This window comes from Oceanobacillus sp. GQ8 (assembly GCF_059758495.1).
Window position 1 is genome coordinate 702,467 of the sequence record NZ_JCAXEV010000002.1, and the last position, 16,379, is coordinate 718,845.

Genomic DNA, 16,379 nt, shown 5'->3' on the forward strand with positions numbered 1-16,379 from the left:
AATTTAAGCGTGTTTTTGGGAAATATTAACTAGGGGGGCGTGGGATCATCACCAGTGCAGTGCCACCATTGGCCAAGAAGTGGAGAGTATCGCCTTAGGGGGAGTGAACATCGGCCAAGAATTCATCGTCATCGCCATAGAGGTGAGGAACATCGGCCGAGAAGTGGAGAGTATCGCCTTAGGAAAAGTAAACATCGGCCAAGAATTCGTTATCATCGCCCTAGGGAAGTAAAACATCGCCCGATACACAGAACCGCCCCAAAACCAAAAGCCCCAAACCCCCCGCCCCCTCAATCATATTTGCTCAATTCGACTAAATTCGACAATTCCCGAAACCAACGCTACTATGTATCCTGGCGGTATTTTGCTTTTTAAATCACAATAATGTACAAATGTGTTCCACATATTTGCGATGAAAGCGTGTTCATCAGTTGAAATACGGTGCTACAATTAATTTTGAAAGAGGGGTTAATCATGAAACTTGATAACCGCAGCAACAAACTTCTTGAGGAACTGATAAGTAATCCAAGTGTTACAAGTAAGGATATTGAACAAAAGTATGGCCTGACAAGAAGGCAGCTGGGATACAGTATCACGAAAATTAATGAGTGGCTTACGGATGAAAAGCTCCCGGAAATTCAAAGAACGAAAAAAGGTTTTTTCATTATTGATCAATCTGTTTTCACGACGTTTTCTAAGGGAGAAATATCCAAACAAGAAGATACTAGCATTCTATCGGAAGAGCAACGAATGCATATGATCCTCATGATGTTGCTTAGTAAGGAAGATCTTTCTCTTGTTCACTTCACTAGCGAGCTAAAGGTGAGCAAAAATACAATCTTGAGTGATTTAAAGCAAGCTCAGCAATTTATATCAAACTACGGATTAACAGTCCGTTATACTAGAAGAGATGGCTATGTTTTAGATGGTGAGGAATTCCAGATCCGCAAATTGCTTCTACATGTTCTGGAAAAAATCCTTAGGCTGAAAAACGGAGCAGAACTTCTTTCCCGTCTAGTAGATATTAAGGCAGCGGAAGTAAAGGAAATTACCCAGCGAATAGAGTCCGTTGAAAAGAAACTGAATTTGAAGTTTACGGATGATCGAATGGCAACCATGCCGTATAGTCTGATTCTCGTAACGCGTCGGATTAAAAAAGGAAATTTGATCCGATCCTTCTATATCAAATATGAAGAGTTATCGGATACCAAGCAATACCATGCAACAGAAGAAATCCTTTATGACGTTGCAGACATTCCAATGGAAGAACGACTATTTATTACGCTTTATTTACTAACAACAAATGTGTATTGGTCTGAATTTTTAACAGAGGAAGCAATTCCTAATTTAATGGAAGCGCTAGATGATATGCTTCGCCTGTTTGAGAGAAGAGCCGTTATCTCTATTCGAGATCGCGAGCAATTACTGAACAAATTGTTATTACATGTGAAGCCAGCATATTACCGGATTAAATACCAGCTTTCAGAGCTTAGTGATATGCAGCATACAGTCAGCCAGGAATTTATGGAACTGCATCATCTTGTAAAAAAATCAACGGAACCACTCGCTGAGCTAATTGGAATGCCCATCCCGGAAAGTGAGACGACGTACCTTACCATGTTAATTGGTGGGTGGCTGTCAAAGCAGGGGGACAGCATTCAGGAGAAAACCAAAGCGATTGTTGTCTGTCCAAAAGGGATCTCCGTTTCCAGACTGATGTATAGTCAGCTGAAGGAGTTGTTCCCAGAATTCATTTTTCTGGATACCTTGTCTGTACGGGAGTTTCAACAATATCCATTTGCTTATGATTTAGTGTTCTCTCCCATTGCACTCGAGACAGATAAGAAATTATTTATTACAAGTTCTTTTATGGAAACAGAAGAAAAAGCCCGATTACGCAAACAGGTAATGCTAGAGGTTCATGGCTATATCGCATCAGACCTTGATGTTGAGGAAATTCTAGCAATTGTCCAAAATCATGCAGAGATCACCAATGAAGTGCAGCTCTCTAAAGACCTTTACCGCTACTTGCATCGTGATGAAGCGGATGCAATAAGGAAGCAAAGGGACAAAGAGCCTGCCATGACACTAGCTGATTTTATAACACCTGAAACCATTACACTGCGGGATTCTGCATCCTCGTGGGAGGCGGCATTAAAAGTTGGGGCCGCTCCACTGCTTCGAAAAGGGGCAATTGATTCCGCATATGTAGAGGCAATGGTGGGAGAAGAAGAAAAAGACCCATATATCGTCATTGGGCCAAACCTTGCTATTCCACATGCAACACCAGAAGACGGGGTAAACGATGTTTCTATGAGCCTGCTTCGATTAAAAAAAGGGGTAGCTTTTACAGAAGATTATTCGATTCAATTGATTTTCATCATTGCAGCGGTGGATAAGAAAAAACATTTGAAAGCGCTAATGCAATTGATGAGGCTGGCAGGAAATGAAGCAGACCAAAAAGCGCTGATAGAAGCAACAGATAAAGAAACGGTTGTCAATATAATACAAAAATACGCAACCAACTAACGAGAGGAACAGGGGGCACAACATGAGTGAGATGTATTTTGATGATTCTATTATTCTCCTAAACTTGGAGGCAGATAATAAAGAAGAGGTGCTGACCAAGATGGGGCAGAACCTTCAGACACTGGGGTTAGTAAAGGATAGTTTTACAGACGCAATTATTGCTAGAGAAGCAGAATTTGCTACAGGACTTCCTACAAAAGGGGTTTCAGTTGCCATCCCGCATACAGACGTAGAGCATGTAAATCGCAAAACGATAAGTGTTGCGGTATTGAAAGACCCAGTAGATTTTTGCGTAATGGGTGACGACGAGGAAACCACGCCTGTAAAAATAGTTTTTATGCTAGCGATGGATAAGCCGCATGATCAATTGTCACTTTTACAAAAACTGATGCAAATCTTTCAGGATGAGGCTACATTGGCTTCCATCGTTGAAGCAGCAAGTGAAGCTGCTGTCATGCAAGTACTGGCAGACAAATTAGAATTCGACTTTAAAGGAGGTGAGTAAGATGGAGAAAAAGAAACAGGTTTTAGTAGCTTGTGGAGCTGGAATTGCGACATCTACTGTAGTGAATGGTGCGATTGAAGAGATGGCAAAAGAAAACAATCTGAAAGTAAATTTGGTGCAAATCAAAATTTCAGAAGTGGGTGGCTATGTTGATACAGCTGATTTACTTGTTACAACTGCAATGACAAAAACAGAGTATCCGTTTCCGGTAATAAATGCACGCGCTTTCCTAACAGGAATTGGTGTAGAAGATACAAAGAAACAAATTTTAGAGGAACTAAAAAAATAATTCATAGTTGATCCCGGTTCTTCCGGGATCAAACATTATTTGTTTGAGGGGGATGAACCATGCAAGGTTTTGTTGATGTTATACAGGGCTTTCTTGACTTAGGAGCTACGGTTATTTTACCAGTTGCAATTTTTCTATTAGGTTTATTTTTTGGGCAGAAACCAGGTAAAGCTTTTCGTTCCGGTTTAACGATTGGAGTAGCATTTGTCGGGATTTTCCTTGTTATTGACTTACTCGTACTAAATTTAGGTCCTGCAGCACAGGGAATGGTAGATCGGCTTGGTGTTGAGCTAAATGTCATCGACGTTGGCTGGCCAGCAACGTCCTCGATTGCTTGGGCATCTGTGGTAGCAGCATTTATTATTCCACTAGGCCTTGTTGTAAACGTTGTCATGTTATTGACGAAAACAACCAAAACCATGAACGTGGACATTTGGAATTTCTGGCATTATACCTTTATGGCAGCAATGGTATATGCGATTTCTGACAGTATTATTCAAGGATTGATCGCTGCGGTTCTATTCCAAATCGTTTGTTTGAAGGTTGCGGACTGGACTGCACCAATGATGAGCGAGTTTTATGAACTACCAGGCGTATCGATCGCTACAGGAAGTACGATTTCTTATGCACCAGGAATCTTCTTAGTTAAAGGGTTACAAAAAGTACCTGGAATTAAGAACTGGAACTCAGATCCTGAAACTATTCAAAAACGCTTTGGTATCTTTGGCGAATCTATTTTCATCGGACTATTCCTCGGGGCAGCGATTGGTGCACTTGCCGGATATAGTGTTGGTGATGTGATTGAAATTGGAATGGCGATGGCAGCCGTTATGGTATTGATGCCACGTATGGTTAAGATTTTGATGGAAGGGCTAATGCCTGTATCTGAATCAGCAAGAGAATGGTTAAATAAGCGATTTGGAGATAGAGAAATTTTAATCGGACTAGATGCAGCTGTTGCATTAGGACATCCTGCAGTTATCTCTACTGCTCTTATTCTCGTACCAATCACAGTCGTTTTAGCTGTCATTCTACCAGGGAACGCAGTACTGCCGTTTGGTGACTTGGCAACCATTCCATTTATTGTGGCATTCATTGTAGGGGCTGCAAGAGGGAATATCGTGCATTCTGTCATCGTAGGAACTGTGATGATTGCCATTTCGCTATACATTGCAACAGATGTCGCACCAATGTTTACCCAAATGGCGGAGAATGCAGATTTCAATATGCCAGAAGGCTCTGCACAAATTTCAAGTATTGACCAAGGTGGAAACATCGTAAACTATGTCATTTATAAATTTTTCTCCTTATTTAATTAAGGGTTAACCGTACAATTCAAGCATGGGAGGAATTAGCATGAAGGCACTAGTGAAAACAGCACAGGGCTATGGCAATTTGGAAGTGCAAGATAAGCACGTGCCGGAGCCTGGTCGAGATCAAGTGAAAATTGAAGTGAAGTATGCAGGGATATGCGGATCAGATATACACACGTATGAAGGACATTACAAAGTGGGTGTTCCTGTTACTTTAGGACATGAATTTTCCGGTGAAGTTGTAAATGTCGGAGAAGGTGTAACTGAATTCCAGGTTGGAGATCGGGTTACCTCAGAGACAACGTTCTATATATGTGGAGAGTGTGCTTATTGTAAAACAGGTGACTACAATCTCTGCAATCATCGAAAAGGCTTGGGTACACAGCAGGATGGTGGCTTTGCAAAGTTCCTCGTTGCAAGAAAAGAAAGCGTTCATAAGTTACCGGAAAACGTTGATTTTCAATCAGCAGCAATGACAGAGCCATTGGCTTGTACCTACCACGCTGTGGACAAAACAGAAATTAACCAAGGTGATGTAGTGGTTGTGATTGGGCCAGGTCCAATTGGATTGCTTACCGCACAGGTTGTTAAAAGTAAGGGAGCAACCGTTATAATCACTGGATTAACGAATGATAAAGTCCGTCTCGATAAAGCGAAAGAATTGGGCATTGACTATACCGTTAATACCCAAGAGCAGGATATTAAAGAACTAGTAAATAGCTTAACAGACGGCTATGGCGCCGATGTTGTTTTTGAATGTTCAGGGGCAGTTCCTGCAGCGAAGCAGGCACTTGATCTACTGCGCAAAAAAGGCCAATACGGCCAGGTTGGTTTGTTCGCTAAACCAGAGATTTCCTTTGACTTAGAGAAAATTATTCAAAAAGAAATCCGTGTTGTCGGTAGCAGAAGTCAAAAATCAGCAGACTGGGAACCATCTCTTGAGCTGATGAATAACGGAAGTGTTAACGCGAAGTCACTCGTAACACATGAATATACCATTGAAGATTGGGATGCGGCTTATCAGGCTATTAAAAGCGGCGAAGCAATTAAAGTGTTACTGACGCCGGTAGAATAAAGTGAACCTTCAATCAGTGGGGGTTTTCATTCTTCCCCCACTGATTGTTAGTTGAACGAATCGGGGTGTTAGCGTCCGTTTACACCCACTTAAACACCACGGTTTCACTTCTTGTTTTGAAGTGGGAGTCTTAAGGACGGTTGCACCGGGATAAATCGAGCCCCAGGTACCAGTGGGCTATGACTAATTAATGGAAATGAAGGTGATTTATATGATGGATACATTTTTGGATTTTATGATTGGTCCATTTCGGTCCGTTTCCAGTTTTTATTTTGAATATCAGGTAATTTTTAACACGATTTTAATAGGTGCTGTGCTTCTTAAGCTTACAACAAAGAAGAAGGATAAAGCAGCGAGTTAAAGTAATGGAGAAAGGGTGAGAGAATTGCGATCCCTTAAACTTTACGGGAAGCAAGATATTCGCTTCGAGGAAGCAGAAAAACCAGTTATAACAGATACAGATGATGTAATTATAAAAGTAAAAGCAGTCGGGATTTGTGGCTCTGACATATCTAGATATAACAAGCTGGGACCATATGTCGAAGGGATGATTTTCGGGCATGAGTTTTCTGGCGAGGTAGTCGAAGTTGGATTTAACGTCACCACTGTAAAGCCAGGAGACCGTGTTGCGGCTTGTCCAACTTTTTATTGCGGGGAATGTGAAAGCTGTAAAAAGGGAGAGCTTGCTAGATGTGAAAAGCTTACAGTAATTGGCGCGAGACACCCTGGTGCCTATGCGGAATTTGTTAAATTACCAGAAGAGAATGTTTTACCATTGCCAGATGAAGTCGATTTTGAGAGTGCAGCACTAGTAGAACCTTCCGCTGTTGTTGTACATGGTTTTTACCGGACAACAATTAGGCCAGGGGCTGAAGTTGCCGTCATGGGTTGTGGAAATATTGGGTTGTTGGCCGTGCAATGGGCAAAAATCTTTGGAGCGAAAAAAGTCTACGCCATTGATATCGATCCTGCCAAATTAAGTGTGGCGCAAGAGTTGGGGGCAGATGTGCTAATTAATCCGCTGGATAAACCAGCACATGAACAAATTCTTGAGCATACAAATGGCACAGGAGTAGACCTGGCCGTAGAGTCAGCGGGATCACCGATAACGTCAGCGCAAATCTTTTCTTTACCTAAAAAAGGCGGCGAGGTCGTATTTATGGGTATCCCGTACGCGGATATAAATATTGAGCGCTTCTTTTTTGAAAAAATCGTTCGCAATGAATTAAACGTATACGGCTCATGGAATGCCATTTCTTCTCCATTTCCGGGCAGGGAGTGGAGTACGACAATTCATTATATGGCAACAGGCCAACTTCAAATTAAACCAATCATTAGTCATCGCCTGGATTTATCAGCAGGACCGGAAACCTTCGATCGCATCATAAATCGAAAAGAATCGTACGGAAAAGTGCTTTTTTATCCAGAGCAAGGTTAAAACAATAGGGGATATATATTAAGAAACGTCCGAGAAGGGCGTTTTTTTGTATACATAAAAGAGGTTAAGGGAAAATAACGCTAGTCGGACGCCTGGGAGGAGGTAGTAGTTCACGGGCGATAAAGTGTTGCTGGCGGGCGAAGGTGCGGACTCACGGGCGATGCAGTAGTTCTCACGGGCGAAGGTGCGGGTTCAGAGGCGATGCAGAAACTCTCTCAGGCGAAAGGTACTAACCCATGACTTAAATCCTCAACAATCGTATCCCCAACTAACCATACATACCCCAAACCATCTTCCACAAATTTTGTCAACAAGTGTTTTGCCAAAGTTGTATTTAGATTACGTTGTACTACTTGAGTTTGGGGAATACAATTAGGATTGTGAAATGTTTTCATTTATTTATTCATTATAATTTGAGAGAGGGGTAACGAAAATGGCAGAAAAGAAAGGTTTTCGCGCCAAGGTACAACGCTTTGGCAGTTACTTAAGCGGCATGATCATGCCAAATATCGGCGCATTTATTGCGTGGGGGATTATTACAGCCTTCTTTATTCCAGATGGCTTCACGCCAAATGAAAGTCTTGCGGCGATGGTTGATCCAATGATTACGTACTTACTACCGCTACTGATCGGTTTTACTGGTGGTCGAATGGTTTACGATCTACGTGGTGGGGTTGTCGGGGCAACTGCAACAATGGGGGTTATCGTTGGTGCAGGTATTCCAATGTTCCTCGGCGCAATGGTAATGGGACCACTTGCTGGTTACATTATGAAGAAATTTGATGATTTGTTTAAAGATAAAGTAAGATCCGGTTTTGAGATGCTTTACAACAACTTCTCTTCCGGTATTATCGGAGCAATCCTTGCTATACTTGCTTCATTAGCAATTGGTCCAGTTGTAGAAGGTCTAAATAATGGGCTAGCTGCTGGTGTTGAAGCGATTATTGGTGCAGGATTACTACCACTTGCAAGTATTATTATTGAACCTGCAAAAATCCTATTCTTAAATAATGCAATAAACCATGGTATCTTAAGCCCAATTGGTGTGGAACAAGCAGCAGAAGCTGGAAAATCAATTCTATTCCTATTGGAAGCAAACCCAGGACCAGGTCTTGGAATCTTGCTTGCTTTCAGTATTTTTGGTAAAGGTGCATCTAAGGGCTCTGCTCCTGGTGCAGCACTAATCCAATTTGTTGGTGGTATCCATGAAATTTACTTCCCGTACATCCTAATGAAACCAATGCTACTTCTTGCAGTAATCGGTGGGGGTATGAGTGGTGTGTTCACACTATCTTTATTCGATGCAGGGCTTAGAGCTGCAGCTTCACCAGGAAGTATTATCGCTGTTTACGCTATGGCAACACCAGATAGCTATCTTGGTGTAACACTTGGTGTACTTGTAGCCGCTATTGTTTCCTTCTTAATTGCTTCCGTAATCTTGAAAACAAGCAAATCAGAAGAAGACTTAGCAGAAGCTACTGGCCAAATGGAAGCCATGAAAGGGAAGAAAAGTTCTGTAGCTGGTACATTAAACGCCGGTGAAACCGCTGAGGCAGATGCATTGAATCAAACGCCAGTCGATACAGAAAAAGACGCAGCAGAGGTTGATAAGGTCATCTTCGCGTGTGATGCAGGTATGGGTTCAAGTGCAATGGGAGCTTCTTTATTGAAGAACAAATTTAAGAAAGCTGACATTGACATTTATGTTAATAACCATGCCATTAACGAGATCCCGGATGATGCAGATATCGTTATTACGCATAAAGATCTTACAGATCGTGCAAAAGAAAAGATCCCAACAGCTGAGCATATTTCTGTGGAGAACTTCTTAAACAGTCCAAAATATGATCAATTGGTAGAGAGACTAAAAAAGTAGTAAGATAAAAAGTAGGGCAGGGGGTAACTCCTTGCCCTCTTATGTTTTTTAAAAGTCGAAACGGGATGTGTGCTGGTCGATGGTGTAGATCTCACGGACGAAGTTCAGGCTCGCATGGCCGATGATGTAGATCTCACGGGCGAAGTTGAGGCTCGCATGGCCGATGACGTAGTTCTCACGGGCGAAGATGAGACTCGCGCGGCCGATGGTTGAAGTCTAACGGGCGAAGTTGAGGCTCGCACGGCTGATACCACGTGCCAACGGTCGATATCCCAGCCGATACGGCCGATACACCGGCCAACTTGCTCGATAACCGCAAAGTTAATTTAATACGACACTATAAGGGAGGTGAATGGCTTGTATATCACAGCGCGGGTTCGGAGGATGCTTCAGGTTTTACTTCAGGCATATGAAGGGATAACAGTGAAGGAAATTGCAGCGACACTCGATGTTAGTGAGCGGACCATTCACCGAGACCTTAAAGAACTAGAGGATTTGGCAAAGGAATTCCAGCTAAATTTAGTAAAGCGTGCAGGTGTAGGGCTTTCGCTTGAAGGGAAAAAGGAAGATAAAGACAGATTAAATAAAGAGTTGATGCAAACAGCGGAGCTTGACCTTTCTTCAGAAGAAAGGCAGGCAGTCATTCTTTCCATTTTATTTGAGGCACAAGAGCCAATAAAACTGTATGCATTAAGCAGCGAATTACGTGTGACAACTGCTACCGTAAGAAATGACCTTGATCAGCTTGAAACGGAACTGGAGAGGTACAATCTGCAGCTTATCCGAAAAAGAGGCTCAGGTGTTCAAATCACCGGGAAAGAAGCAAGTAAACGCGCTGCGATCAGTAACTTGATTTCCCAATATGTGGAGCCTTATGATTTTATTAGCTTAATCAAGCAAAACATCCAGAAAAAATCAGGGATACAAACAGATAAAATCTCCAATCGATTACTTGGTCTAGTGGATGCTGATAAGCTGCATGTTATTGAAGAAAGAGTGGAACAGGCGAGACATGAACTGCCTAATGACTTGGCAGATAGTGCCTATGTGGGACTGGTTGTCCACTTGGCTTTGGCGATGGAGCGTTTAAAAAGAGGAGAAAAGATCCGCTTTGATCCAACGTCCTGGAAGCAGCTACAAGGCACAAGGGAATTTGCGATAGCCAAGAAAATGCTTTTGGATTTAGAAGTATCATTGGATATGGCCATCCCAGAGGATGAGATCGGTTATATCACGATGCATTTATTAGGTGCCAAGCTACGTGCTGATCAGAACTATCTCATTGAAGATACAAGTATGGATATCGCTTTTAAAGCAAAAGCTCTTATAGACCATGTTGGAAATCAATTGAATGTGGATTTAGCGGAAAATGCGGTCATGTTAAATGACCTAGTAGCACATTTGAAGCCGACCATGTATCGGTTGCAACAGGAAATGAATATAAAAAATCCACTCTTAAAAGAGATCATGAATGACTATCGCGATCTTTTTGACATCGTGCGGGCTGGTGTTTTGGAAGTTTTTCCAGGCATCTCTTTTCCAGACGATGAAATTGGCTATTTGGTACTCCATTTTGCCGCCATCCTTTTGCATGACGATAACAAGAAAGACTTACATGCCCTTGTTATCTGTTCAAGCGGAATCGGGACGGCCAAAATGCTTGCCACAACCTTACAACAGCGCATTCCCGAGATTAGACATGTGGATAATAAATCAATGTTTGATCTGCAGGAATTGCCGGTAGGTGGCTATGATATTATCGTGTCGACTATACCGTTGCAGGGTTTTGATGGAGAGTATATCTTGGCTTCTCCAATACTTACAAAGCAAGAAGTACACCGGATTAAGAAAGCGATCCGACAAAAAAAGTTAACCGTAACTAAGAAGCCAGTTAATAGAGAACTACAAGGCATGATTTCAACAGCTACTTCTGCAGAAGAATTTATTGGGAGGCTTCGGGGCGCCGAGGTTTATTCTCGAGTCATGTTACAGATCCTTGATCATTTTTCGATAAAGATCCTTGCGGAAAAACGAACTACGAAAGATATGCTGCATATCGTCTGCACAGAGCTGGCACAGGAGGGAGCCCTTTCTGATCCTAATCAAGTTTTTCAAATGCTTGTAGAACGTGAAAAACTGAGTGGACTTGGGATACCAGAAACGAAGTTAGGATTGTATCACACTAGATCAAATGGGGTGAACAGGCCGAGCTTCACGGTATACCATCTTGAACATCCGGTAACCGTAAAGGGGATGGATGATCAGGACATGCAAATGCAGACTATCCTGCTCATGCTGGCACCAGAAGAGACAGAACAGGAAGCGTTGGAGGTCATGAGTTTATTAAGTGGGATGATCATCCAGGGCAGGGAGCGGATTCAGTTGTTTGAATCCGGGGAAGAAGCAGCGATAAAGCAGCTTTTTATAGAGGAGTTTCAAAAATTACTAAACGAAAAAAAATTATTATAAGGAGTGCATCAAGCTATGGCAAAAGAAGTATTAAGCAAAGACAATATTAAACTAAATGTATCATTAAACAGCAAGGAAGAGGCAATTCGTTACACAGGTGGTATCCTAGCAGATAATGGCTATGTAGAAGCTTCTTACATTGATAAGATGTTAGAACGTGAAGAATTGACATCCACTTTTATGGGAAATAACGTTGCCATCCCTCATGGTACAGAGGATGCAAAAGGAATGGTTACAGAAACTGGTCTTTCCGTTGTAACAGTTCCAGAAGGCATTGATTTTGGCGATGGAAATATTGTTAAAGTTCTTATTGGTATTGCTGGTAAAGGTGACGAGCATTTGGAGGTCCTATCTAAAATTGCGATTGTACTTTCAGAAGAAGAAAACATTCAAACCATTCTTGATGCTTCTTCAGAAGAAGAGATCATCCGTATTTTCAGTGAGGTGAACTAAATGCAAGCCGTCCATTTCGGAGCAGGAAACATCGGGCGTGGATTTATTGGCGCCTTACTTTATCAAGCAGGCTATCACACCACATTTGTCGACGTAAATGATAAAGTGATTGAGGAATTAAACAATAAACAACAGTATAATGTTATTTTGGCTGCAGAAAACAAAGAACAGTTGACTGTGAAAAATGTTTCTGGGATAAATAGTATGCAAGATCCAGATAGTGTTGTTGCCGCTATTGAAAAAGCTGATATTGTAACAACAGCTGTTGGGCCAAATATCCTGCCAATTATCGCAGAGTTAATTGCCAAAGGATTACGTGCACGACTAGCTTCCAATCCAACGGAGCTGAATATTATTGCATGTGAAAACATGGTTGGTGGAAGTACCCTATTGAAAGAAAAAGTAATGGATCACGTACCAGCAGAAGAACAGGAAAAAATGGCTATGCTATTTGGTTTCCCTGACGCAGCAGTTGACCGTATCGTACCGAACCAGGTTAATGAGGACCTGCTTGAAGTATCTGTAGAACCATATTACGAGTGGGTGGTAGATCGTTCTGCAATCAAAGGTGAAGTTCCAAACATTGACGGCATTACCTTTGTAGAAGATTTAACACCGTATATTGAACGTAAGTTGTTCACGGTTAATACAGGGCATACTGTACCTGCATATATCGGACATTACATGGGCTACAAAACCATTAATGAAGCAATGCACGATGAAAAAGTACTAGAGATCCTAAGCGGTACACTAAATGAGTCAGGTGAAGCATTGATTCAAACTTACGGGTTTGATAGAGATGAACACCAGACGTATATCAAGAAAATTATTGGCCGTTTTCAAAACCCGTATATTTCCGATGAAGTAACGCGTGTAGGCCGTGGTCCAATTCGTAAACTCGGCGCAAAAGATCGCCTTATTCGCCCTGCTAGCGTGTACTTAGAAACAACAGGAAAAGAACCAGTATTTCTAGCAAAAACAATTGCTGCAGCACTTTCCTATCAATTTGATGAGGATGCTGAAGCAGTAGAATTGCAAGAAAAAATAGCACAGCAAGGATATGAACAAGCACTACAATCTGTAGCAGGCTTAGAAGCAGGAAGTCCTTTGGTCGAAAGTGTTATGAAGCAATTAGAAGAAATAAAACAATTAAAAGCATAGATGTAGATGAAGGCGAAAGCTCCTCCTTGGTGAGGAGCTTTTTGTTTTGGGATTGGGGGAGTCGTTTAGAGGGGTGCATCGGCTGAGAGAGTGAGCGCATCGCCCGAGAATGAAAGAATATCGCCTGAGAGAACGGCAGCATCGCCGGAGAATGAGAGAATATCGTCCGAGAAAGAGTGAGCTTCGCCGGAGAATGAGCCCATATCGTCCGAGAAAGAGTGAGCATCGCCCGAGAATGAGAAGATATCGGCTGAGAGAGTGAGCGCATCGCTCGAGAATGAAAGAATATCGCCTGAGAGAACGGCAGCATCGCCGGAGAATGAAAGAATATCGTCTGAGAGAACGGCAGCATCGCCCGTGAATAAGTAGACATCGCCGGAGAATGAGCCCATATCGTCCGAGAGCAAGCACCAACATCACAACACACCGCCCCCACAAAAAAAGCTCCAACCACAAGGTTAGAGCTTTCGTAATTTATTCTTTCACATGCTTCACAGATTCGCGCTCTACAAGCTCTGTTGAAAGCTTGTAATGGTTATCTGTTTTTTCGCCGCCTAACAGTTGAAAGATGAGGTGTGCAGCAAGGGCGCCAACCTCGTATTTTGGCTGTTTAATGGTTGTTAGCGGTGGAGAGACATATTCGGATAATTGGATATCATCATAGCCAATGATGGAAATATCATCGGGAATGCTGATATTGTTTTCTTTAAAAGCTTGAAGTCCGCCGACTGCCATCTCATCATTCGCGTAAAAAATGGCTTGAGGAAGGTTCCGCTGCGCGATAAGCAATTTTGTTGCCCGGTAGCCGCCCTCCCGTGTGAAATCACTGGCAATATCCCATTTTGATTGATAGGTAATATTGTAGTTTTCTAATGCCTTTCGATACCCTTTATACCGTTGCACGTTATCGTGAGAGGCTGCTGGACCGCTAATAAAAGCAATTTGTTTATGGCCATGATTGATTAAATATTCTGTAGCATGATAGCCTCCATGTATATTATCCACTTCCACATGGTAGATAGACTCATCTTCCAAATACCTATCAAGAACAACGAGTGGGGAGCCGTGCTGTGCTGCGTCAAGTGTAATAGCGTCACTAATATTATGGGCAAGAATAATCGCTCCATCTACACGTTTTTCTGTAAGGAATTTTACTGCAGTCGATTGTGCGCCGCCTATCGAACTACAAGCTATTAGATCATACCCATTAGCAGATGTGACATCCTGCACCCCTTGGATAAGGTCTGAATAGAAGGGTCCAGAAAGATCGCTCAAAAGCAGTGCGATGGTGTTTGTCTTTGTTCTTTTTAAGTCAGAAGCAAAGCCGTTCTTCTTATAGTTTAATGCTTTCGCCGCTTCTTCAACCCTTTTCTTTGTTGCCATACTTATTCTTGGACTGTTGTTTAAGGCGTAGGAAACAGTGGATATTGCGACCCCAGCACGTTTTGCTACATCTTTTATAGTTGCCATGTCATTTTCCTCCAACGATTCATTACTAACATCGTATCATACATTATATGCTAGGAATTACCTGAATTTTACCGAATAGGGAGCCACTTCAATATGTCCTGAATCTTATCATCCCAATACTCCCAAGTATGGTCTCCAGGTCCGAAATCGTACGTATAGTCAAGGTCCGTTTCTTTGCATATACGATGAAACCGTAAATTATGTTCATATAAGAAGTCTTCTGTCCCACAAGATTGATAAAGCTTTGGTTTTTCACTGGATGATTCATTTAACCGCTCCAGTTTATGGATTAGATCATTCTCTGTTTTGCTGACATCCTCTTCACCAAAAACGAGCTCCAATGATCGCTTTTTGTCACCAGGCTCTTTTCTAACATTTGCTAAATGGTATACCATATCGGTAACACCAGACATGCTAGCTACTGCTGCAAAGCGATCCGGGAAATTCAAAGCCCATTTCAATGCACCAAAGCCACCCATCGAATGACCTGCTACAAAGTTGTCCTCCCGTTTCTCAGAAAGGGGGAAGAAAGATCTGGCGGCAGCAGGAAGCTCTTCCGTTAAAAATGTCCAGTACTTACCGCCATGAGCCATATTTGTATAATAGCTGTTATCAAGGCCCGGCATAACGATGGCAAGCCCTTTGTCAGCGGCATACCGCTCAATAGATGTAGTTCTAAGATAGGCAGTGTGATTGTCACTGAAGCCATGTAGAAGAAATAAGGTTGGATATTTCTTGTTTCCTGTAGCGCCATCCTTAAAGGAAGGCTGTGGTAAAATGACGTTCATGGAAACAGATCGTGATAAAACCTCTGACGAAAATTCGCATTGAAATAGCGCCATGTCATTTTTCCTTTCTATTACGATTAGGAAAGAAGAAGGCTCGCCGCTAAGCGAGTCTCCAACTGTCCATCGTTTAGTTATTTTATCCCGCCGTAACGGGAAGTAAGACCTCTACCGGGTAAAGTTTTATTTTATACCAGATACGTTGAACCCTTCCACAATATGTTTCTGGAAGATGATAAAGATAATGAGTACAGGAACAACCATAAAGGTGGAACCTGCCATCTGCAAGCCGTAGTTTGAAACGTTTTGGTCTTGTAGTAGTGCAAGACCTACCGATAACGTGTACAATTTTTCGTCATTGGCGATAATCAATGGCCATAGGAAACTATTCCATGAACCGATGAATGTAAGGATAACCTGTACAGCAAGGATTGGTTTTGCCAACGGAATAATCAACTTAAGGAAAATATATATTTCGCCAGCCCCATCAAGACGGGCTGCTTCGATCAGGTCATCTGGAATGGTTACCATGAACTGTCGAATTAAGAAAATATTAAATGCTGCGATTAACCCGGGAAGAATAATCCCTGTCATGCTATTTGTTAAGCCAGCTTCGTTTAGGATTAAGTACGTAGGAATCATGGTCACCTGACCAGGTATCATCATGGTAAGAAGCACAACTGCGAACCAAATTTCTTTTCCTTTAAACTGAAACTTACCAAAGCCATAACCGGCCATTGTGTTTAACAGTAAACCGATCATGGAGAAAAAGACGATGACCAATGTATTGACTAAGTAAACGTCAAAGTTCAAATTTGTAAATAGATTTATATAATGCTCAAATGTTGGAGCATTTGGGAACAAGGTCGGCGGAATACTTAATACTTCTCTTTCATTCTTAAATGAGCTAAGTATCATCCAAACAAATGGCAATGATACAAGCAGACCGCCAATGAAAAGGACCGTGTTGATAATGGCACGTTCGAAATTATTTTTTAAATCCATGGAAGCCGCCT

The 16,379-nt window shown here is 42.1% G+C and carries 16 protein-coding genes; 12 read left to right on the plus strand and 4 right to left on the minus strand.

Annotated features, from left to right (window positions below; genetic code table 11):
• The first annotated feature begins 103 nt into the window (after positions 1 to 103).
• The 12 genes from AC6CHS_RS08340 (at position 104) to AC6CHS_RS08395 (ending at position 13,108) form a co-directional block, all read left to right on the plus strand.
• The gene (locus AC6CHS_RS08340) at positions 104 to 232 is read left to right on the plus strand and encodes a hypothetical protein (RefSeq protein ID WP_498235555.1); all 129 of its coding nucleotides are present in this window, start codon (positions 104 to 106) and stop codon (positions 230 to 232) included.
• Between the two features lie 242 nt (positions 233 to 474).
• Positions 475 to 2,529: a BglG family transcription antiterminator gene (locus AC6CHS_RS08345; protein ID WP_498235557.1), complete on the plus strand. Its 2,055-nt coding sequence runs from the start codon at positions 475 to 477 to the stop codon at positions 2,527 to 2,529.
• Between the two features lie 22 nt (positions 2,530 to 2,551).
• Complete coding sequence (locus AC6CHS_RS08350) at positions 2,552 to 3,034, plus strand: PTS sugar transporter subunit IIA (protein ID WP_498235559.1); 483 nt, start codon at positions 2,552 to 2,554, stop codon at positions 3,032 to 3,034.
• A 1-nt stretch (position 3,035) separates the two neighbouring features.
• On the plus strand, positions 3,036 to 3,323 hold the full coding sequence (locus AC6CHS_RS08355; RefSeq protein WP_036576183.1) for a PTS sugar transporter subunit IIB: 288 nt from the start codon (positions 3,036 to 3,038) through the stop codon (positions 3,321 to 3,323).
• Between the two features lie 59 nt (positions 3,324 to 3,382).
• Positions 3,383 to 4,642, plus strand: coding sequence for a galactitol-specific PTS transporter subunit IIC (locus AC6CHS_RS08360; protein WP_498235561.1), 1,260 nt, complete (start codon positions 3,383 to 3,385; stop codon positions 4,640 to 4,642).
• Between the two features lie 37 nt (positions 4,643 to 4,679).
• Entirely contained in the window at positions 4,680 to 5,711 is a 1,032-nt protein-coding gene (locus tag AC6CHS_RS08365) for a zinc-binding dehydrogenase (protein WP_498235563.1), read from the plus strand.
• A 214-nt stretch (positions 5,712 to 5,925) separates the two neighbouring features.
• A complete protein-coding gene (locus tag AC6CHS_RS08370; protein ID WP_193751955.1) occupies positions 5,926 to 6,072 on the plus strand; it encodes a hypothetical protein in 147 nt (48 codons plus the stop codon).
• A gap of 24 nt (positions 6,073 to 6,096) precedes the next feature.
• Complete coding sequence (locus AC6CHS_RS08375) at positions 6,097 to 7,149, plus strand: galactitol-1-phosphate 5-dehydrogenase (RefSeq protein WP_498235565.1); 1,053 nt, start codon at positions 6,097 to 6,099, stop codon at positions 7,147 to 7,149.
• Positions 7,150 to 7,582: 433 nt separating this feature from the next.
• Positions 7,583 to 9,025 carry a PTS mannitol transporter subunit IIBC gene (locus AC6CHS_RS08380; RefSeq protein ID WP_498235567.1) on the plus strand — a complete coding sequence of 481 codons (1,443 nt, stop codon included), beginning with the start codon at positions 7,583 to 7,585 and terminating at the stop codon, positions 9,023 to 9,025.
• 348 nt (positions 9,026 to 9,373) lie between these two features.
• Positions 9,374 to 11,494, plus strand: coding sequence for a BglG family transcription antiterminator (locus tag AC6CHS_RS08385; RefSeq protein WP_498235569.1), 2,121 nt, complete (start codon positions 9,374 to 9,376; stop codon positions 11,492 to 11,494).
• A gap of 15 nt (positions 11,495 to 11,509) precedes the next feature.
• Positions 11,510 to 11,947, plus strand: coding sequence for a PTS mannitol transporter subunit IIA (locus AC6CHS_RS08390; protein ID WP_036576169.1), 438 nt, complete (start codon positions 11,510 to 11,512; stop codon positions 11,945 to 11,947).
• A complete protein-coding gene (locus AC6CHS_RS08395) occupies positions 11,948 to 13,108 on the plus strand; it encodes a mannitol-1-phosphate 5-dehydrogenase (RefSeq protein ID WP_498235571.1) in 1,161 nt (386 codons plus the stop codon).
• 65 nt (positions 13,109 to 13,173) lie between these two features.
• Here AC6CHS_RS08395 and AC6CHS_RS08400 read toward each other — a convergent pair whose 3' ends face one another.
• From AC6CHS_RS08400 to AC6CHS_RS08415, 4 genes are all read right to left on the minus strand, one after another.
• Entirely contained in the window at positions 13,174 to 13,500 is a 327-nt protein-coding gene (locus AC6CHS_RS08400) for a hypothetical protein (RefSeq protein WP_498235572.1), read from the minus strand.
• 82 nt (positions 13,501 to 13,582) lie between these two features.
• Complete coding sequence (locus tag AC6CHS_RS08405) at positions 13,583 to 14,578, minus strand: LacI family DNA-binding transcriptional regulator (RefSeq protein ID WP_498235573.1); 996 nt, start codon at positions 14,576 to 14,578, stop codon at positions 13,583 to 13,585.
• A gap of 68 nt (positions 14,579 to 14,646) precedes the next feature.
• Positions 14,647 to 15,420, minus strand: coding sequence for an alpha/beta hydrolase (locus tag AC6CHS_RS08410; RefSeq protein ID WP_498235574.1), 774 nt, complete (start codon positions 15,418 to 15,420; stop codon positions 14,647 to 14,649).
• A gap of 126 nt (positions 15,421 to 15,546) precedes the next feature.
• On the minus strand, positions 15,547 to 16,368 hold the full coding sequence (locus AC6CHS_RS08415) for a carbohydrate ABC transporter permease (RefSeq protein ID WP_498235575.1): 822 nt from the start codon (positions 16,366 to 16,368) through the stop codon (positions 15,547 to 15,549).
• Between the last annotated feature and the right edge of the window lie 11 nt (positions 16,369 to 16,379).

Excerpts from the sequence above, each read along its gene's own strand:
- AC6CHS_RS08400 (WP_498235572.1), bottom strand. The coding sequence starts at position 13,500 with ATGGGCTCATTCTCCGGCGATGTCTACTTATTCACGGGCGATGCTGCC.
- AC6CHS_RS08360 (WP_498235561.1), top strand. The coding sequence starts at position 3,383 with ATGCAAGGTTTTGTTGATGTTATACAGGGCTTTCTTGACTTAGGAGCT.
- AC6CHS_RS08395 (WP_498235571.1), top strand. The coding sequence starts at position 11,948 with ATGCAAGCCGTCCATTTCGGAGCAGGAAACATCGGGCGTGGATTTATT.
- AC6CHS_RS08350 (WP_498235559.1), top strand. The coding sequence starts at position 2,552 with ATGAGTGAGATGTATTTTGATGATTCTATTATTCTCCTAAACTTGGAG.
- AC6CHS_RS08410 (WP_498235574.1), bottom strand. The coding sequence starts at position 15,420 with ATGGCGCTATTTCAATGCGAATTTTCGTCAGAGGTTTTATCACGATCT.
- AC6CHS_RS08390 (WP_036576169.1), top strand. The coding sequence starts at position 11,510 with ATGGCAAAAGAAGTATTAAGCAAAGACAATATTAAACTAAATGTATCA.
- AC6CHS_RS08415 (WP_498235575.1), bottom strand. The coding sequence starts at position 16,368 with ATGGATTTAAAAAATAATTTCGAACGTGCCATTATCAACACGGTCCTT.
- AC6CHS_RS08380 (WP_498235567.1), top strand. The coding sequence starts at position 7,583 with ATGGCAGAAAAGAAAGGTTTTCGCGCCAAGGTACAACGCTTTGGCAGT.
- AC6CHS_RS08355 (WP_036576183.1), top strand. The coding sequence starts at position 3,036 with ATGGAGAAAAAGAAACAGGTTTTAGTAGCTTGTGGAGCTGGAATTGCG.
- AC6CHS_RS08365 (WP_498235563.1), top strand. The coding sequence starts at position 4,680 with ATGAAGGCACTAGTGAAAACAGCACAGGGCTATGGCAATTTGGAAGTG.
- AC6CHS_RS08370 (WP_193751955.1), top strand. The coding sequence starts at position 5,926 with ATGGATACATTTTTGGATTTTATGATTGGTCCATTTCGGTCCGTTTCC.
- AC6CHS_RS08345 (WP_498235557.1), top strand. The coding sequence starts at position 475 with ATGAAACTTGATAACCGCAGCAACAAACTTCTTGAGGAACTGATAAGT.
- AC6CHS_RS08405 (WP_498235573.1), bottom strand. The coding sequence starts at position 14,578 with ATGGCAACTATAAAAGATGTAGCAAAACGTGCTGGGGTCGCAATATCC.